Genomic DNA, 16,553 nt, shown 5'->3' on the forward strand with positions numbered 1-16,553 from the left:
GCAGGTCTTTGACGTTGGCAATGCCTTGGCGCGCAATGATGCGCCGTTGCGCCAAATCGGTGCGCAGGTGTTTGGCCCGGCTCCGGCGCCCATCGCGCGGGTACGCGGGCGGCATCGGGTACGCTTGTTGGTAAAGGCAGAGAAATCAGCCCCGATTCAACAGGCACTGGCCAGATGGGTCTCGCAGGTCAAAATCAAAGGGGATTTGCGGCTATCTGTCGATATTGACCCGCAGAGTTTCTATTAAAGTCCCCTCTGTTCAAAGCTGCACATCCATGCCGCGCGAATTTCGCTCGCCATTCGTCTAAAACAGGCGTAAGCGCGGGGTATGTTTGACAAAACCCCTTTGAGTGCGGCGTCTGCGCGACCGCAGTGGCAACGTCCCTTTAGTCTGTTGGTCCTGATGGCGATCGCCATGCCTTTGGCGTTTTCAACGTGGTCAGCGCTGTTGAATAACTTTGTGATCGAAGTGGCTGATTTCGATGGCTCGGACATCGGACTGTTGCATACCATCCGTGAAATTCCCGGGTTTCTTTCGTTTCTGGTGATTTTTGTGATCATCTTCATCCGAGAGCAGGTCTTGGGCATGGTGTCGCTTGTGCTCTTGGGGGCGGCCTCGGCGGTGACGGCGTGGTTCCCATCGCTGGGCGGGATCTTGATGATCACATTCCTCAGTTCTGTCGGATTTCACTATTACGAAACCGTCAATCAGTCGCTGCAGTTGCAATGGCTGAAGAAAGACAAGGCACCACAGGCGCTGGGCTGGCTGACCGCTGTTGGCGCCGCCAGCACGTTGGTGATTTATGTCCTGATCGTCATGACTTGGGAGACGCTGGGCCTGAGTTACAATTTCGTCTTTATGGTTTCTGGGTCTTTGACGGTTGCTATCGCGCTGTTTGCTTTGCTGGCCTATCCGCAATACGAGTCCGAGACGCAGCAGACCAAGAAGATTGTGCTGAAAAAACGCTATTGGTTGTACTATGCGCTGACCTTTATGGCCGGCGCGCGGCGACAGATTTTCATTGTGTTCGCAGGCTTTATGATGGTCGAAAAGTTCGGTTTTGACGTGCATCACTTGACCGGATTGTATTTGATTAACCTGATTGCCAATATGGTTTGCGCGCCCCTTATCGGCCTGATCGTTGCCCGCTTCGGGGAACAAAAGACGTTGCTTGTCGAGTACTTGGGGCTTGTTCTGGTGTTCTTGGCCTATGGCGGCATCTATTTCTTTGGGTGGGGTGTTTTGCTGGCGATGGTGCTCTACGTCCTTGACCATCTATTGTTCTCGATGGCGCTTGCGATGAAGACGTACTTCCAAAAAATTGCGGATCCCGAAGATATTGCACCAACCGCGGCGGTGGCCTTTACCATCAACCACATTGCGGCGGTGTTCCTGCCGGTTCTGCTGGGTCTGATGTGGCTGTTTTCCCCGGCCATCGTGTTTTTCATGGCGGCCAGCGGTGCAGCGATATCCTTCTGTCTGGCCCTCTTGATCCCGCGCCATCCTGTAAAAGGCTATGAGACGCGCCTGATCCGCCCGATGCCGGCACCGGCGGAATAGCGATGGTAGAGCGCGGCAAGTTTCTGGATGGGTCAACACTTGGGCACGTAATGCGCATGACCCTTTTGGGCGGGGTCGGCATTACCTTTGTGTTTCTTGTGGATCTCGTGAACCTGTTCTGGATTGCCTATTTCGGCAACGAACAGCTTGTGGCTGCCATTGGATTTGCCTTTGCGGTGCAATTCTTTTCGGTCTCTAGCGGCGTTGGCATGATGATCGCGACCACGGCGATTGTGTCCAGACAGATCGGTCGTGGCGACATGGACCGCGCCCGCGAAGAGGCGACCTCGGCGATGATCCTTACGGTCATATTTCAGGTTGGGGTTGCGACGCTGATTGTGCTGTTTCGCTATCCTCTGTTGGAAATGGTTGGGGCGCAGGGGGAAACTCTCGAGCTGGCCGCGCGCTATCTGTTGTTTACCATTCCCTCCCTTGCGATCATGGCAATTGGCCTGTCTGGGTCGGCCATTCTGCGCGCCGAAGGCGACGGGCGGCGCGCCATGTATGTCACGGTAAGTGGCGGCATTCTGTTGCTGTTTGTGGATCCTCCGTTGATCTATCTGCTGGGCTTGGATGGTGCGGCGATCGGTATTGTTCTGTTCCGTTTTACCCTTGCCGTGCAGGCCATGCGGTTTCTGATCGGCAAACATGATCTGCTTGCGCCCCCTGCGCTGGCCTCGGTGCGTCGCTGTGTGCTGCCGTTCTTTGCGGTGGCAGGGCCTGCGCTGTTGACCCAGATGGCGACCCCTTTTGGCTATTACATCCTGACGTCGGTCATCGCGCCCTTTGGGGACAGCGCCGTCGCGGGTTGGGCGGTTGTGAACCGCGTGAGCGTTGTGGCGTTTGGATCGATCTTCTCGCTGTCCGGCGCGGTGGGTGGCATCTTTGGTCAGAACTATGGCGCAGGGCTTTGGGACAGGGTGCGGTCGACCTATCGTGACGCGCTGGTGTTTTGTTTGGGCTACACGATCATTGTCTGGGCGGCGCTGTCCTTAAGTGCTGGCGCGATCATCGCTGCGTTTGATCTGTCCTCTGAAGGGGCCGAAGTTTACCGCGCCTTCGGGTATGTGGGCTCGGCCAGCTTTATCCTGCTTGGGGGGTTGTTTGTGTCTGTCGCGGCCTTCAACTCGCTGGGCAAGCCAATCCGCGCCACTCTGATGACGTGGTTGCGCGATGGGGTACTGATGCTGCCTGTTGCGTGGTGGATGGCCAGCCTGACAGGGGCGACCGGAGCGGTCTATGCTCAGGCGATGGTAGGCTCTGTCGTAGGAGTGGTTTCGGCCCTTTGGGGATGGCGATTTGTGCGCGCTTTGGGCGAGCACGATGCCTTGGCCGCCAAAGAGCCCGCTTGATCCCCTGCCAGAATTCCGTCAAAGGAACCCATCCCAATCCAAGAGGCCCCACATGCCAACCTTCACCGCTCTGACGACCCTGACAGGAAAAGATAACGCCGAGAAGCTTGGCGACGCTATGGAGACTCTGATCCCTGAACCCACCGGTGTCGGTGTGTTTGAGATTGAGGATGGATCAGGCATCTGGGAGATCGGCGGCTATTTCACAGAGGCCCCGGACGAAGCCGGGCTTGCGCTGTTGGCGGTTGCCTTTGGGGCCAAGGAATTCGCTGTCAGCGAACTGCCAGACACGGATTGGGTGGCCAAGGTCAAACGTGAACTGACACCGGTTCAGGCTGGCCGTTTTTTCGTCTATGGCAGCCATGATGCCGATCAGGTTCCCGAGGACTCAGAGCCGCTTCTGATCGAGGCCGCTATGGCCTTTGGCACAGGGCACCACGGGACCACGCTTGGCTGTTTGCGGGCGCTGGACCGGCTGATTGAAGGCGGGTTTCACGGTCGCAATGTGGCTGATATCGGCTGCGGGACTGCGGTGCTGGCGATGGCGGCGGCACGTGTGTGGCCCGAGACCGTTCTGGCCAGCGATATCGATCAGGTCGCCGTGGATGTGGCCGAGGCCAATGTAAAGGCGAATGCTCTGGAAGGGCGTGTGATCTGCCTAGAGGCCGCGGGCTTTGGGCATCCTGATTTGACCGCGCAGGCGCCATTTGATCTGGTTTTCGCCAATATTCTGAAGGCGCCTTTGGTCATGTTGGCCCCCGACATGGGTCAGAATATCGCGCCAAACGGCCATGCGATCCTGTCGGGCATTCTGAACGAGCAGGCTGACGATGTGGTCGCGGCCTATGACGCTGCAGGTTTTGACGTGATGCACCGCGAAGAAATTGGCGAGTGGACCACTTTGACCCTGACGCGTCGCACGTAATTTTTGGCCATTGCCCTAATCCTGCCGCAATTCTCTGGCAGATCTGTGTCATCGGCAGGGGCACTGTCTGAGTAACTCGTCTTGAACGCACAACATCAACAGTTTGAATATCGGGTCAAGCGCTTGCGCCGCAAGCGCTCTAAAGCCATGCAATCCAACGCTCCGGCGTTCATCGATCAGGACGGTTATGTCATCGTGCAGGCCAAGTCCCGAGCGCGGCGGGTGCCGTTTCTGGGTCTGTTCCTGCTGGCGATCGGGTTCTTTGCGCTCAAGGGGTTGATGATCGCAGGCATGGGTACGGATATCTATGCGGTCCGCATTCAAGAGCTGTTTGGCAGCACATCCATCGTGACCCAGATTGGCGCATGGACCATGCAGGGCGACGCTGTCTCCCTGATGATGGCCGAAAACATCCAGAAAATTCTGTAACGCCTGACGGCTCGGGCCCAAGGGCCGACATCAGCGCAAAGAAAAAGCCGCAGTTGAATGATCAACTACGGCTTCACAACGACTGCGAAGGTCTGTTGTTTGCTTTAGAGCTCTGCGATGTCGCCGCGGGAGAGGCCGATGTCGGACAGCTCACGGTCGGTCAGTTTGGACAGCTGAACGCGGGTGGTGCGTGTTGCGTTCCATTGTGCGACGGATGCAAAGATCGAGGAGATTGCAAACCCGATACGGCCGGAAAAACCAGCGTTGAGGGACTGCGCGGGGGTGTAGTCAAAAGCGGCCATATCATACTTCCTTTTTGGTCGGTGTTAATTTTAGGTCGTCAGTAAGCCGCATGTAGGGCCTTTATTTACCCCATTCAAATGCCTTTTTTTCATGGCTGATATGCAGTTTCTGCATGTGTCGGAGTCCGCGATTTGTTTGCGGCATACTTTTGTATATTTGCGACCGATTTCGCACCTGTTGGGCGGAAAACGACGGGGCGATGTCGTTAATCTCTTGGCGAACGTTCTTGTTTTGTGCTAACTTTTTTTTAATGACCGAGACAGGTCTGGGCAGGCGCAGGAAAAAATCATGCGAATTTTGGGAATCGACCCCGGTTTGCGCAACATGGGATGGGGCATTATCGACTCAGTCGGAAGCCGCTTAAGTCACGTTGCGAATGGCATCTGCCACTCTTCAGGAAGCGATGATTTGGCCAGCCGCCTGCATGATCTGCATGAACAGCTTACCGATGTTGTGCATCGTTTTCAGCCGGACCATGCGGCGATTGAACAGACGTTCGTGAACAAAGACGCGGTGGCGACCCTGAAACTGGGCCAGGCCCGCGGGATCGCATTGTTGGTGCCTGCTCAGGCGGGTATAGAGATTGGTGAATATGCCCCCAACAAGGTCAAAAAGACAGTGGTTGGCGTGGGACATGCGGAAAAGCATCAGGTGGAACATATGGTCAAGCTGCAGCTTCCCGGAGTTCAGATCGCCGGGGCCGACGCGTCGGACGCTTTGGCAATCGCTATCTGTCATGCGCATTACGCCGGGGCATCGCGTGGGTTGGAACAAGCTTTGCGGCGGGCATCAGTATGATCGGCAAGATTGCAGGACGCGTGGACTATAAGGCGCTGGATCATGCGCTGATTGATGTGCGCGGCGTGGGCTATATCGTCTATTGCTCTGAACGCACCATGGCCGAGCTGCCGCCTGCGGGCGAAGCTGTCGCGCTTTATACTGAACTGCTGGTGCGCGAGGACGTGTTGCAGCTGTTCGGGTTCACGTCTCTGCTGGAAAAGGAATGGCACCGTTTGTTGATTTCGGTGCAAGGGATCGGGGCCAAGGCGTCGCTCGCCATTCTTGGCACTTTGGGCCCAGAGGGCGTTGGGCGCGCAATTGCTTTGGGTGATGTGACGGCCATCAAGTCCGCAAAAGGCATCGGCCCGAAAACCGCGCAGCGTGTGGTGCACGAATTGAAAGACAAGGCACCCGCAGTCATGGCGTTGGGAGGCAGTCTGTCTGCCGCCCCTGAAACGCCTGCTGACAGCGATGTCATCGAAACGCCAGCGGCACCAGCTGCGCCAAAGAAACCCGCGCCGGTCTCTGGTGGATCGGTGGCTGCGCAGGCCGAGGCGCTGTCGGCCTTGGGCAATCTGGGATATACGCCGGGCGATGCGGCAGGGGCCGTCGCGCAGGTGTCAGGCGAGATGCCAGATGCGGATACGGCGGCGTTGATCAAAGCCGCGCTGAAGCTTTTGGCACCGAAGGGCTAGGTTATGGACGCACCGGATCCCACGCTTCGCCCAGAGGCGCGCCCCGAAGATGCAGACCGGGCATTGCGCCCGCAGGGGCTGGATGAATTTATTGGTCAGGCCGAAGCGCGTGCCAATCTGCGTATCTTTATTGAATCGGCCCGTCGGCGCGGTGAGGCGATGGACCATACGCTGTTTCATGGCCCACCGGGTTTGGGCAAAACCACACTGGCGCAGATCATGGCGCGTGAGTTGGGCGTCAATTTCCGCATGACCTCTGGTCCGGTTCTGGCCAAGGCGGGTGATCTGGCGGCGATCCTGACAAACCTAGAAGCCCGCGATGTTCTGTTTATCGATGAAATCCATCGTCTTAATCCCGCCGTAGAAGAAGTGCTTTATCCTGCGATGGAAGACTTCGAGTTGGACCTTGTGATCGGCGAGGGGCCTGCCGCGCGGACCGTGCGGATCGAGTTGCAACCCTTTACGCTTGTCGGCGCGACCACGCGCTTGGGGCTTTTGACGACGCCATTGCGTGACCGTTTCGGCATTCCCACGCGGCTTCAGTTTTATACTGAGGATGAGCTGAACGAGATCGTATCCAGAAACGCCCGCAAGCTGGCAGCACCCGCGGACGACAAGGGATCGCGTGAAATTGCGCGCCGCGCCCGCGGCACACCCAGGATTGCCGGGCGGCTGTTGCGCCGTGTCGTCGATTTTGCGTTGGTCGAGGGCGACGGGCGCATCACAGAAAAGCTTGCCGATGGCGCCTTGAACCGCCTTGGGGTGGATAATCTGGGGCTGGACGGCGCGGATCGGCGCTATCTGCGCTTTATTGCGGAAAACTATGCAGGGGGCCCTGTCGGGGTCGAAACCATCTCGGCGGCTTTAAGTGAAAGTCGCGATGCGATTGAAGAAGTCATCGAGCCCTTCCTCTTGCAACAGGGACTTATTCAACGTACGCCGCGCGGGCGTATGCTGGCGCAAAAGGCCTGGAGCCATCTTGGTCTGGCCCCACCAAAGCCGCGCGCGCAGGACGATCTGTTTGAATAACCCCGGAGGCTAAAGATGAGCCTTTTTGCGACACCCGAAGAGATTGAAGCGCTGTTCACGCGGGCGGATGGCTCTTATGCCTTTGCGCGTTGGGGCCGCCCGATAGCGCCAATCGTTTTTGGCGTAGACGATGCCACCTTGCAAACCGTCAAAGGGGCTGTTGAGGCGGTGGTCACCTTGGCCGGTCACCAGATGGCCGAGACCGATCCCGAGCTGGGCTCAAATCTGATGTTCTTCTTTTTCCGCGACTGGTCGGAACTTGTGGATGTGCCAGACCTTGACCGTATGATCCCTGATCTTGCGCCTTTGGTGGCCCGTCTGAATGCGGCCAATGCCGCGCATTATCGAGCCTTTCGCTTTGACGACACCGGGGCCATTCAGGCGGCCTTCGTCTTTATTCGCGTGGCCGGAGAAGCGGCCAAACAGCCCGCCGAGGATCTGGCCCTAAGCCAAGCGGTTCAGGTGATGGTTATGTGGGGCGATCAGGCCTTTGCAACAACCTCGCCCTTGGCCTTGATCCCGGGTCAGAAGGCGGCAGTCCTGCGGCCTGAAATCGCAGGTGTGATCGCGGCGGCATACGACCGCATGATGCCGGCATGTGCTGATGACAAAAGCCATGCGCTTAGGATGTTCGCGCGCCTTCAGGCGCCAATTGAAAAGCGCCATTAACCAGAAAATTCTTGCAATGCCCGCGTGGCTTTTCTACCGCCTGTAAGCAGGAGGAGCCGCCATGCAGCATGAATTTCCAATTCGCGTCTACTACGAAGACACCGATATGGCGGGGATCGTTTACTATGCGAATTACCTGAAATTCATCGAACGCGCGCGCAGCGACTGGGTTCGTCAGAAAGGCGTCGACCAAAACGCGATGAAGGACAAAGAAGGCATCGTCTTTGCCGTGCGCAAGGTCGAAGCTGACTATCTCGCGCCAGCCAAATTTGACGATGAGTTGGTGGTCGAAACCCGCGCGATTCAAATTACTGGCGCGCGTTTGGTCATGGAGCAGATCGTCAAACGGGACAAAGATCTGTTGTTTCAGGCCTTGGTCACGATCGTCTGCGTCGGAGAAAACGGGCAAGCAGCCCGATTGCCAGCAAATCTTCGCCTAGTGCTGCACTGATATCGGCAATTTTACCGATTTGAGGCGGAAGTCATGGCTTTCCCCGTTCATATTTTGTAGTTTCTGCGCAAAATAGGGCCAACTAAGGCCGTCATTATAAGAGCAGACCTATGGAAGCAGCCGTTGATTTTTCTATGTGGGGCCTTTTTGCGCGCGCCACGCTGACCGTGAAACTGGTGATGGTGGTCTTGATCATCGCCTCGTTCTGGTCTTGGTCCGTGATCGTCCAAAAGTTGATGTCGTACCGCGTCGCCCGTCGCGAAGCCGCGCAGTTTGATCGGGCGTTCTGGTCCGGCGAGCCACTGGATGCGCTTTACGAGGATATGGGGCCGGATCCTGAGGGTCGCTCGGCACGGATTTTTGCGGCCGGGATGTTGGAATGGCATCGCAGCCACCGACAGGATGGCGGGCTGATTGCCAATGCGACCAGTCGGATCGACCGATCTATGGATGTCGCCGTCGCGAAAGAGGCCGAAGAGCTGCAAAAGGGCTTGCCGATCTTGGCGACTATCGGCTCTACCGCGCCGTTTGTTGGTCTGTTCGGCACGGTCTGGGGCATTATGAATGCCTTTATTGAAATTGCAGAGCAGCAGAATACCAATCTGGCCGTTGTCGCGCCAGGCATCGCCGAGGCGTTGTTGGCAACGGGCTTGGGTCTGCTGGCCGCTATTCCGGCCGTAATTTTCTATAACAAGCTTTCGGCCGACAGTGACCGCATCATCGCGGGCTATGAGGCCTTTGCTGACGAGTTCGCGACAATCCTCAGCCGTCAGTTGGACAGCTAAGCCATGGGCGCGGGTGTCATCAAGAAACAGGGCAGGGGGCGACGGTCTCGTCGGACACGCAGCCAGCCAATGGCCGAGATCAACGTCACGCCATTTGTCGACGTGATGTTGGTTTTGCTGATTATCTTTATGGTCGCGGCCCCCTTGTTGACAGTGGGCGTGCCGATCGAGCTGCCAAAGACGGCGGCAAATCCCTTGCCTGGCGAGCAAGAAGAACCCTTGACGATCACGGTGACGGCCGAAGGCACCGTGCTGATCCAGACCAGTGAAACGCCGATGGCGGATCTGGTGCCCAAGCTTCGCGCCATTGCCGCAGAACGCGACTCTGATCGCGTCTATCTGCGCGCAGACGGGGCCATTCCCTATGAGGTGGTCGTGCAGGTCATGGGGGCTTTGAACGCCGGAGGCTTCAGCGACATCGGCTTGGTGACAGACATCGGAGGCCCGGGCCTGGATGGCGCGGGACAAGATGGCGAGAACGGCTAACGCACTCACGCTCCATTTGGGGCACTATGTGTCTGGCAGCGCCCATATGCTGTTGATCGGCTGGGTGCTGTTTGGCGGTGTGTTCCGTTCGGCCCCCGATCCCTTCGAGATCACCGGCGTTGAAATGATTTCCCTACAGGAATTTGACGCGCTGTTTGCGCCGGAAAACGTGCCTGCGCCGGAAACTGTTGTGGAAACGCCCGTTGCCCCTGAGGTGACCGAGACGTCTCCGGCCCTGTCGCCAACGCAGGATCGAGAGATCGAAACCGTGCCGGTCCCAGAGCCGACGCCGACCTTGCCAGACCCAGTGCCTGAAATTGCAACACCCGCGCCGCCGCCACCGTTGATTGTGGAAACGCCAACACCGCCTGAATTGCCAAGTATCGAGCCGCCAAGTTCTGCGCCGGAACAGGCCGTGCGCCCGATCGCGCGCCCTGTGCGCCGCGTAGCGCCAACTCCGGTTGAGGCACCTGATCCCGACTTGCAAATCGACGAGATCGATCAGGCTCCGACCGCGCCCAGCGAAGATGCGGCAGCCACCGAAGACGCCCCAGACGCCACCGCGCAAGAAGAGGCCGCGACGGAAATCCCGACCGAACCCCAAGAGGTCGCGGCCGCGCCCACGACCTCGCTTCGCCCCAAGATCAGACCGCGCGCGGCATCACCCGCAACGCCGACGCAACCAGCGCCTGAGGCAACCACCGAAGACAGCGTCGCCGCAGCCCTTGCCGAAGCGCAAGAGCAAGCCGAGACACCTGCGCGGCCCAGTGGCCCGCCTTTGTCCTTTGCCGAAAAAGAGTCGCTGCGGGTGTCGGTGCAGCAATGCTGGAATGTCGATGTTGGCAGTCAGGCCGCGAATGTGGTGGTGGTTTTGGGAATGTCACTGGATCGTGATGGTCGTGTGGCAGGCGGTACGTTAAGACTGCTTTCTGCAACCGGGGGCGATGAGCGTGCCCAAAATGCAGCATTTGAAGCGGCAAGGCGGGCGGTTTTGCGCTGTCAGCGTGGTGGATTTAATCTGCCGATTGAGAAATATGAGCATTGGCGTGATATAGAAATGACGTTCAATCCGGAGAAAATGAGACGTAGATGAAGACTTTCCTTAAATCATTGCTGTGCGCTTTCGCCCTGATCACGGGCATGACGACCCTGGCGCAGGCCCAAGATGGTCCTCTCCGGATCGAAATCACCGACGGGGTGATCGAACCCTTGCCTTTCGCGGTGCCAGAATTTGTCGCCGAGACCGCTGGTATGGGCGAAATTGCCGCCGATATCGCCCGCGTTGTGGCCGCAGATTTGAACGGCACTGGCCTGTTTCGCGAAATCCCTGAGGCAGCCTTTATCAGCACGATCACGAATTTTTCGTCTCCGGTGCAGTATTCTGATTGGAAAGCGATCAACGCACAGGCTCTGATTTCCGGTGCCGTCAGCATGAGCAACACAGGCGAAATGTCTGTTAAGTTCCGCGTCTATGACGTGTTTTCCGGTCAGGAACTTGGCAATGGCCTGCGGTTCCGTGGCACGCGCGACGGCTGGCGCCGGATTGCGCATAAGGTTGCCGACGCGGTCTACAGCCGGATCACTGGCGAAAGCGGTTATTTTGACAGCCGCGTCGTCTATGTCAGCGAAACGGGCCCCAAAAACGAACGTCTGAAGCGACTGGCGATCATGGACTACGACGGCGCGAACCTTCAGTTCCTGACGGATAGCAGTGCGATCGTTCTGGCGCCTCGGTTCTCTCCGAATGGGGATCGCGTGCTTTATACCTCTTATGAAACCGGCTTCCCGCGCGTATTTATTCTGGATGTCGGCAGTGCAACGCGTCGCGTGCTTGAGGATCAGCCCGGCACAATGAGCTTTGCGCCGCGGTTCTCACCTGATGGCAGCAGCGTGGTGTTTTCGATCACCGAAGGCGGCAATACAGATATCTACCTGATGGACATCAATTCCGGCAGCCGCTCGCGTCTGACCAATGCGCCGTCGATCGAAACCGCCCCCACATTCAGCCCTGACGGCAAGCGGATCGTCTTTGAAAGCGACCGTTCCGGCAGTCAGCAGTTGTATATCATGTCAGCCTCAGGCGGGCAGGCGCAGCGCATCAGCTTTGGTCAGGGGCGCTATGGCACGCCGGTCTGGAGCCCACGTGGCGATCTGATTGCCTTTACAAAGCAGAACAAAGGCCGGTTCCACATCGGCGTCATGCGTGTCGACGGCTCGGAAGAGCGCCTTTTGACCGCAAGCTTCCTGGACGAGGGGCCGACCTGGTCTCCGAACGGGCGCGTTATCATGTTCACGCGTGAAACGCAGGGGGCGAACGGGTCTGCGTCGCTCTATTCCGTCGACGTATCAGGCCGCAACCTAAAGCCTGTGCGCACGCAGGGCGGCGGGTCCGACCCCAGTTGGTCGCCACTGCAACAGTAAAGATATTCAGGAAGGCCTGACTGTGATAAGCTGGCCAAAATCCTTAGATCCGGTCTGAGAGATAAAAAGCGAGGGAAGAGATGAGCAGCATGAAACTGACAGCCGTTTTGATGGCGGGTTTGGCGCTTGGCGCATGTACTGACGCAGGACAATTCGGGGGCGGAGGAGGCCTGTTTGGCAACAACCGTCCTGTCGATGACGGACAGTTCGGCGACCCGACCAGCCCAAGCTATTTCCAGCAAGCCATTGGCGACCGTGTTCTTTTCCCTGTCGATCAGGCAGTTCTGACTGACGAAGGGCGCGCCATTCTGGATGCGCAGGCCGGCTGGCTTGCGGTGAATTCCGACTATGTCGCGATCATCGAAGGCCACGCAGACGAGCAGGGTACACGTGAATACAACCTCGCTCTGGGCGCGCGCCGCGCCAATGCGGTGCGTGAGTATCTCTTGTCCAAAGGCGTCGCTGGCGTGCGTCTGCGCACGGTAAGCTTTGGTAAAGAACGCCCAATCGAGATCTGTTCGGCCGAGGCCTGCTATCTGCAGAACCGTCGCGCTGTGACGGTGATTTCGGGCGGTCTGTCCAGCTAAGTTAAGGAACTTCGCCATGCGTTTCATTGCTGTCGCAGCTTTTGTGCTTTGCAATCTGGTGCCCGCCACGGCCTCGGCCCAGCAAGAGGAAACCTTGGCGGACATCCGCCAGCAACTCTCTATCCTTTATGTCGACGTACAGCGCCTGAAGCGCGAGCTGTCCACGACTCTGGCGCCGCGCGGCTCAGAGAACGAGGTGTCTGTGCTGTCGCGCATCGATGCGATTGAGCTGGAGCTGCAGCGTCTGACTGGCAAAACAGAACAGCTTGAGTTCCGCATCGAACGTATCGTCAAAGATGGCACGAACCGCATTGGCGATCTGGAGTTCCGTCTGGTCGAACTGGAAGGCGGCGACGTCAGCCAGCTGGGCGAGACGACCACTTTGGGCGGTGATGTTGCGGGGACAATTGACGCCCTGGAAGACACCGGATCCGGCGATGGCATTCCGACCGAATTGGCAGTTGGCGAAGAGGCCGATTTCCAGCGCGCCTATGACGCTTTGGATGCGCAGGATTACCTGTCCGCTGCCGATCAGTTCCGCGCATTTAACGAGACCTATCCTGGCAGCCCCTTGTCTGCCGAAGCCTTTTTGCGCCAAGGAGAGGCGCTTGAGGGATCGGGCGCAACCGCCGATGCCGCGCGGGCCTATCTGGAGAGCTATTCCGGATATCCAACTAACTACACAGCGCCAGAGGCTCTGTTTCGACTGGGGGCAGCGCTTGGCAAACTCGGCCAGACCCGCGAAGCCTGTGTCACTCTGAATGAGGTCGGTGTGCGCCATCCGGGCGACAGCTTCGAGATCGAGGCACAGACTGAAATGCAAAATCTGCAATGTAGCTGATGCTTGACGGCAAGGCACTTTTGACTTCCATCGCCGAGCGCGTGCCCGCGCAGGGCACCCTTGGGGTGGCTGTGTCCGGAGGCGGGGATTCTCTGGCGCTTTTGCTGGCGCTGCACGAGATCGCCGAGGCACGCGGGCAAGCGGTTGAGGCGATGACGGTCGATCACGGCCTGCGCGCCGAGGCCGCCGCAGAGGCGGATTATACGCGAAAAATCTGTGTTGAACTGGGGATACCCCATGCCACAGCGCGGTGGACAGGCTGGGGTGGCGAAGGCAACCTGCAAGGTGCTGCGCGCGAAGGGCGGTATCGTCTGATCGCGGAATGGGCCGAGCGGCGCAAATTGGCTGCGGTGTGTATCGGGCACACGCAGGATGATGTTGCGGAAACTTTTGTCATGCGGTTGGGGCGTGAAAGTGGCGTGGACGGTTTGGCGCGTATGGCGGACACGTTTACGCGCCACGACGTAACCTTTTTGCGCCCGATGCTGGACATCGAGCGCACCACCCTGCGCGACTTTCTAAAACGACGTGGAGTTGAGTGGTGCGAAGACCCGTCAAACGAAAACGATGATTTCGACCGCGTCCGCGTTCGACGCGCGCTGGACGTTTTAAGCGATATTGGGATCACATCGGACAAACTTGCTTCTGTTGCCGAAAACATGACTCAGGTGCGCGCGGTGATGCGCGACCGTACGGCCGACTTCGCGACCCAGGTGGTGACGCAAAAGCAGGGCGATCTGGTTCTGGATCGCGCGCTTTTTCAAGACGCACCTTATGAGCTGCGCCGCCGTTTGATGAATGATGCCCTAAGCTGGATTGCGCCCACGCCTTATCCTCTGCGCCGTGGGGCGTTGGCTGAACTGGATCAGGCCATTTCTGAGGGGCGCAATTTTTCCTGCAATGGATGCCTTATTCAGGTCAGCGCGAAATCCATCCGTGTGCTGCGCGAATTCAACGCGGTGCGTGCGCTGGTCGAGTTCGCCCCCAATTGGGACCGCTGGAGCCTGAGCGGCCCTTGGCGCGTCGGATTGAAAGTGGCCGCTTTGGGCGAGCCGAGCCTGGCTGGGCTGGACGACTGGCGTGCCTCTGGCGTGCCTCGGCAATCGCTGATGGCGTCCCCGGCGGTGTGGAAAGACGACGTTCTGATGGCCGCGCCGCTGGCGAATTATGGCGATGGATGGTCTTTGAGCCTGCGTGAGCAAGATTTTCACAAGTTTATGACAGGATCGGCCTATTCGCATTGAACCTTGCGGCTGGATGTCTATTTATCACCCATGGTAGCTGTGATAGACACAGCACCAACCGAATTTTAGGAGAATTGCCTTGGGCAACGCACGTAACATCGCATTCTGGGTTGTGCTCTTTCTGCTGATCCTGGCGCTTTTCAATCTGCTGAGCGGCAACAGTAGCACTCTGCAAAGCCGCGAGATCGGCTATTCCGACTTTGTCGCGTCTGTCGAAGAGGGCACTGTGACCAGTGTAACTCTGGATGGCGAACAAGTTGTTTACCGCACCGCGGACGGCACGGATTATGTGACCATCGCCCCTGAAGATGCCCGTGTGACCGAACTTTTGCTGGAGAAAAACGTTCCAGTCAAAGCCGAAGCGCAAGAGCAGTCTGGTTTTCAGGCGTTCATCCTAAGCCTGTTGCCCTTCCTTTTGCTGATCGGCGTGTGGATCTATTTCATGAACCGCATGCAGGGCGGTGGCAAAGGCGGCGCGATGGGCTTTGGCAAATCCAAAGCCAAGATGCTGACCGAGAAACATGGCCGTGTGACGTTTGACGACGTTGCGGGCATCGACGAAGCCAAGGAAGAGCTGGAAGAAATCGTCGAGTTCCTGCGCAACCCGCAGAAATTCTCGCGTCTGGGCGGCAAGATCCCTAAGGGTGCTCTGCTGGTGGGCCCTCCGGGCACCGGTAAAACCCTGCTGGCGCGTGCGATTGCCGGAGAAGCGGGTGTGCCTTTCTTCACTATCTCTGGCTCTGACTTTGTTGAAATGTTTGTTGGCGTCGGCGCGTCCCGTGTGCGCGACATGTTCGAGCAGGCCAAAAAGAACGCTCCATGTATCGTGTTCATCGACGAAATCGACGCCGTGGGGCGCCATCGTGGCGCGGGCTATGGCGGCGGCAATGACGAGCGTGAACAGACGCTCAACCAATTGCTGGTCGAGATGGACGGTTTTGAAGCCAACGAAGGCGTGATCATTCTGGCCGCAACCAACCGTAAAGACGTGCTGGACCCAGCGCTGCTGCGTCCGGGCCGTTTTGACCGTAACGTGACTGTGGGCAATCCTGACATCAAAGGCCGTGAAAAGATCCTTGGCGTGCACGCGCGCAAGACCCCTCTGGGCCCAGACGTCGATCTGCGGATTATCGCACGCGGTACACCGGGCTTTTCTGGTGCGGACCTTGCGAACCTGGTCAACGAGGCGGCCCTGATGGCCGCACGCGTCGGCCGCCGTTTCGTCACGATGGAGGATTTTGAATCCGCCAAAGATAAGGTGATGATGGGGGCGGAACGCCGCTCGATGGTTCTGACGCAGGACCAAAAGGAAAAGACCGCCTATCACGAAGCGGGCCACGCCGTTGTGGGGCTGAAACTGCCTGAATGTGACCCCGTCTATAAGGCCACAATCATTCCGCGCGGTGGTGCGTTGGGGATGGTTGTGTCGCTGCCAGAAATGGACCGGCTGAACTATCACAAAGAGGAATGTAAGCAAAAGCTTGCGATGACCATGGCGGGTAAAGCTGCGGAAATCCTCAAGTATGGCGAAGACAATGTGTCCAATGGCCCAGCCGGTGACATCATGCAGGCCAGCCAGCTGGCGCGCGCCATGGTGCTGCGCTGGGGGATGTCTGACAAGGTCGGTAACATCGACTACGCCGAGGCCCACGAAGGCTATTCCGGCAACACCGGCGGCTTCTCTGTGTCGGCCAACACCAAAGAGCTGATCGAAGACGAAGTTCGTGCCTTTATTCAGGGCGGCTATGAACGCGCCGTGGATATTCTGACGGAATACAAGGACGAATGGGAACGTCTGGCACAAGGCTTGCTGGAATACGAAACCCTGACCGGCGACGAAATCAAACGCGTCATGAACGGTGAACCTCCGCAGGCATCTGACGATGACGAAGGCTCGGCGCCCTCTGCCGAAGACAAACCTTCGGTCACCGCCATTCCGAAAACCAAGCCACGGAACAAACCCGATGGCGGGATGGAGCCAGAGCCAACGGCGTA

General features: G+C 58.1%; 18 protein-coding genes and 1 pseudogene. 18 read left to right on the top strand and 1 reads right to left on the bottom strand.

Annotated elements, in window-relative coordinates:
* From ACEQWH_RS08645 to ACEQWH_RS08665, 5 genes and pseudogenes are all read left to right on the top strand, one after another.
* A pseudogene (locus ACEQWH_RS08645) lies at positions 1–247 on the top strand (primosomal protein N'); the annotation flags it as partial.
* Positions 248–328: 81 nt separating this feature from the next.
* Entirely contained in the window at positions 329–1,561 is a 1,233-nt protein-coding gene (locus ACEQWH_RS08650) for an MFS transporter (RefSeq protein ID WP_370229800.1), read from the top strand.
* Positions 1,562–1,563: 2 nt separating this feature from the next.
* Positions 1,564–2,913 (top strand): MATE family efflux transporter, encoded by a 1,350-nt coding sequence (locus tag ACEQWH_RS08655; RefSeq protein WP_370229802.1) that lies wholly within the window; start codon positions 1,564–1,566, stop codon positions 2,911–2,913.
* A gap of 52 nt (positions 2,914–2,965) precedes the next feature.
* Positions 2,966–3,838, top strand: a complete 873-nt coding sequence (locus ACEQWH_RS08660; RefSeq protein ID WP_370229805.1) for a 50S ribosomal protein L11 methyltransferase — start codon at positions 2,966–2,968, stop codon at positions 3,836–3,838.
* Between the two features lie 81 nt (positions 3,839–3,919).
* The gene (locus tag ACEQWH_RS08665) at positions 3,920–4,267 is read left to right on the top strand and encodes a hypothetical protein (protein WP_370229807.1); all 348 of its coding nucleotides are present in this window, start codon (positions 3,920–3,922) and stop codon (positions 4,265–4,267) included.
* 104 nt (positions 4,268–4,371) lie between these two features.
* Here ACEQWH_RS08665 and ACEQWH_RS08670 read toward each other — a convergent pair whose 3' ends face one another.
* The gene (locus ACEQWH_RS08670) at positions 4,372–4,569 is read right to left on the bottom strand and encodes a DUF1127 domain-containing protein (RefSeq protein WP_370229810.1); all 198 of its coding nucleotides are present in this window, start codon (positions 4,567–4,569) and stop codon (positions 4,372–4,374) included.
* A gap of 289 nt (positions 4,570–4,858) precedes the next feature.
* Here ACEQWH_RS08670 and ruvC point away from each other — a divergent pair, with 289 nt between their 5' ends.
* The 13 genes from ruvC to ftsH all read left to right on the top strand — a co-directional run.
* A complete protein-coding gene (gene ruvC / locus ACEQWH_RS08675) occupies positions 4,859–5,368 on the top strand; it encodes a crossover junction endodeoxyribonuclease RuvC (RefSeq protein WP_370229813.1) in 510 nt (169 codons plus the stop codon).
* Positions 5,365–6,045, top strand: a complete 681-nt coding sequence (gene ruvA, locus ACEQWH_RS08680) for a Holliday junction branch migration protein RuvA (protein WP_370229816.1) — start codon at positions 5,365–5,367, stop codon at positions 6,043–6,045. The genes ruvC and ruvA overlap by 4 nt, the downstream gene beginning before the upstream one ends.
* A gap of 3 nt (positions 6,046–6,048) precedes the next feature.
* Complete coding sequence (ruvB, locus tag ACEQWH_RS08685; protein ID WP_370229819.1) at positions 6,049–7,074, top strand: Holliday junction branch migration DNA helicase RuvB; 1,026 nt, start codon at positions 6,049–6,051, stop codon at positions 7,072–7,074.
* A gap of 15 nt (positions 7,075–7,089) precedes the next feature.
* Positions 7,090–7,743, top strand: a complete 654-nt coding sequence (locus ACEQWH_RS08690; protein ID WP_370229822.1) for a hypothetical protein — start codon at positions 7,090–7,092, stop codon at positions 7,741–7,743.
* A gap of 61 nt (positions 7,744–7,804) precedes the next feature.
* Complete coding sequence (gene ybgC / locus ACEQWH_RS08695) at positions 7,805–8,194, top strand: tol-pal system-associated acyl-CoA thioesterase (protein ID WP_370229824.1); 390 nt, start codon at positions 7,805–7,807, stop codon at positions 8,192–8,194.
* 110 nt (positions 8,195–8,304) lie between these two features.
* On the top strand, positions 8,305–8,979 hold the full coding sequence (gene tolQ, locus ACEQWH_RS08700; RefSeq protein WP_370229827.1) for a protein TolQ: 675 nt from the start codon (positions 8,305–8,307) through the stop codon (positions 8,977–8,979).
* Between the two features lie 3 nt (positions 8,980–8,982).
* Positions 8,983–9,465, top strand: coding sequence for a protein TolR (gene tolR / locus ACEQWH_RS08705; RefSeq protein ID WP_370229829.1), 483 nt, complete (start codon positions 8,983–8,985; stop codon positions 9,463–9,465).
* A complete protein-coding gene (locus ACEQWH_RS08710) occupies positions 9,449–10,558 on the top strand; it encodes an energy transducer TonB (RefSeq protein ID WP_370229832.1) in 1,110 nt (369 codons plus the stop codon). The genes tolR and ACEQWH_RS08710 overlap by 17 nt, the downstream gene beginning before the upstream one ends.
* Positions 10,555–11,886 carry a Tol-Pal system beta propeller repeat protein TolB gene (tolB, locus tag ACEQWH_RS08715; protein WP_370229834.1) on the top strand — a complete coding sequence of 444 codons (1,332 nt, stop codon included), beginning with the start codon at positions 10,555–10,557 and terminating at the stop codon, positions 11,884–11,886. Before ACEQWH_RS08710 ends, tolB begins: the two co-directional genes overlap by 4 nt.
* Before the next feature lie 80 nt (positions 11,887–11,966).
* Positions 11,967–12,473 (top strand): peptidoglycan-associated lipoprotein Pal, encoded by a 507-nt coding sequence (gene pal, locus ACEQWH_RS08720; RefSeq protein WP_370229836.1) that lies wholly within the window; start codon positions 11,967–11,969, stop codon positions 12,471–12,473.
* A gap of 16 nt (positions 12,474–12,489) precedes the next feature.
* The gene (gene ybgF, locus ACEQWH_RS08725; protein WP_370229838.1) at positions 12,490–13,314 is read left to right on the top strand and encodes a tol-pal system protein YbgF; all 825 of its coding nucleotides are present in this window, start codon (positions 12,490–12,492) and stop codon (positions 13,312–13,314) included.
* Positions 13,314–14,558: a tRNA lysidine(34) synthetase TilS gene (gene tilS, locus ACEQWH_RS08730; RefSeq protein ID WP_370229839.1), complete on the top strand. Its 1,245-nt coding sequence runs from the start codon at positions 13,314–13,316 to the stop codon at positions 14,556–14,558. The genes ybgF and tilS overlap by 1 nt, the downstream gene beginning before the upstream one ends.
* A gap of 79 nt (positions 14,559–14,637) precedes the next feature.
* Positions 14,638–16,553: ATP-dependent zinc metalloprotease FtsH (ftsH, locus tag ACEQWH_RS08735; RefSeq protein ID WP_370229842.1), on the top strand; the 1,916-nt coding region annotated here is incomplete at its 3' end.

Source organism: Cognatishimia sp. (assembly GCF_964229375.1).
GTDB lineage: Bacteria > Pseudomonadota > Alphaproteobacteria > Rhodobacterales > Rhodobacteraceae > Cognatishimia.

What these genes read in the sequence shown, in the direction of transcription:
- tolQ (WP_370229827.1), top strand. Translation starts at nt 8,305, where the DNA reads ATGGAAGCAGCCGTTGATTTTTCTATGTGGGGCCTTTTTGCGCGCGCC.
- ybgC (WP_370229824.1), top strand. Translation starts at nt 7,805, where the DNA reads ATGCAGCATGAATTTCCAATTCGCGTCTACTACGAAGACACCGATATG.
- ruvC (WP_370229813.1), top strand. Translation starts at nt 4,859, where the DNA reads ATGCGAATTTTGGGAATCGACCCCGGTTTGCGCAACATGGGATGGGGC.
- ACEQWH_RS08690 (WP_370229822.1), top strand. Translation starts at nt 7,090, where the DNA reads ATGAGCCTTTTTGCGACACCCGAAGAGATTGAAGCGCTGTTCACGCGG.
- tolB (WP_370229834.1), top strand. Translation starts at nt 10,555, where the DNA reads ATGAAGACTTTCCTTAAATCATTGCTGTGCGCTTTCGCCCTGATCACG.
- ACEQWH_RS08650 (WP_370229800.1), top strand. Translation starts at nt 329, where the DNA reads ATGTTTGACAAAACCCCTTTGAGTGCGGCGTCTGCGCGACCGCAGTGG.
- tolR (WP_370229829.1), top strand. Translation starts at nt 8,983, where the DNA reads ATGGGCGCGGGTGTCATCAAGAAACAGGGCAGGGGGCGACGGTCTCGT.
- ACEQWH_RS08710 (WP_370229832.1), top strand. Translation starts at nt 9,449, where the DNA reads ATGGCGAGAACGGCTAACGCACTCACGCTCCATTTGGGGCACTATGTG.
- ruvB (WP_370229819.1), top strand. Translation starts at nt 6,049, where the DNA reads ATGGACGCACCGGATCCCACGCTTCGCCCAGAGGCGCGCCCCGAAGAT.
- pal (WP_370229836.1), top strand. Translation starts at nt 11,967, where the DNA reads ATGAGCAGCATGAAACTGACAGCCGTTTTGATGGCGGGTTTGGCGCTT.
- ACEQWH_RS08660 (WP_370229805.1), top strand. Translation starts at nt 2,966, where the DNA reads ATGCCAACCTTCACCGCTCTGACGACCCTGACAGGAAAAGATAACGCC.
- ACEQWH_RS08655 (WP_370229802.1), top strand. Translation starts at nt 1,564, where the DNA reads ATGGTAGAGCGCGGCAAGTTTCTGGATGGGTCAACACTTGGGCACGTA.
- tilS (WP_370229839.1), top strand. Translation starts at nt 13,314, where the DNA reads ATGCTTGACGGCAAGGCACTTTTGACTTCCATCGCCGAGCGCGTGCCC.
- ruvA (WP_370229816.1), top strand. Translation starts at nt 5,365, where the DNA reads ATGATCGGCAAGATTGCAGGACGCGTGGACTATAAGGCGCTGGATCAT.
- ybgF (WP_370229838.1), top strand. Translation starts at nt 12,490, where the DNA reads ATGCGTTTCATTGCTGTCGCAGCTTTTGTGCTTTGCAATCTGGTGCCC.
- ACEQWH_RS08670 (WP_370229810.1), bottom strand. Translation starts at nt 4,569, where the DNA reads ATGGCCGCTTTTGACTACACCCCCGCGCAGTCCCTCAACGCTGGTTTT.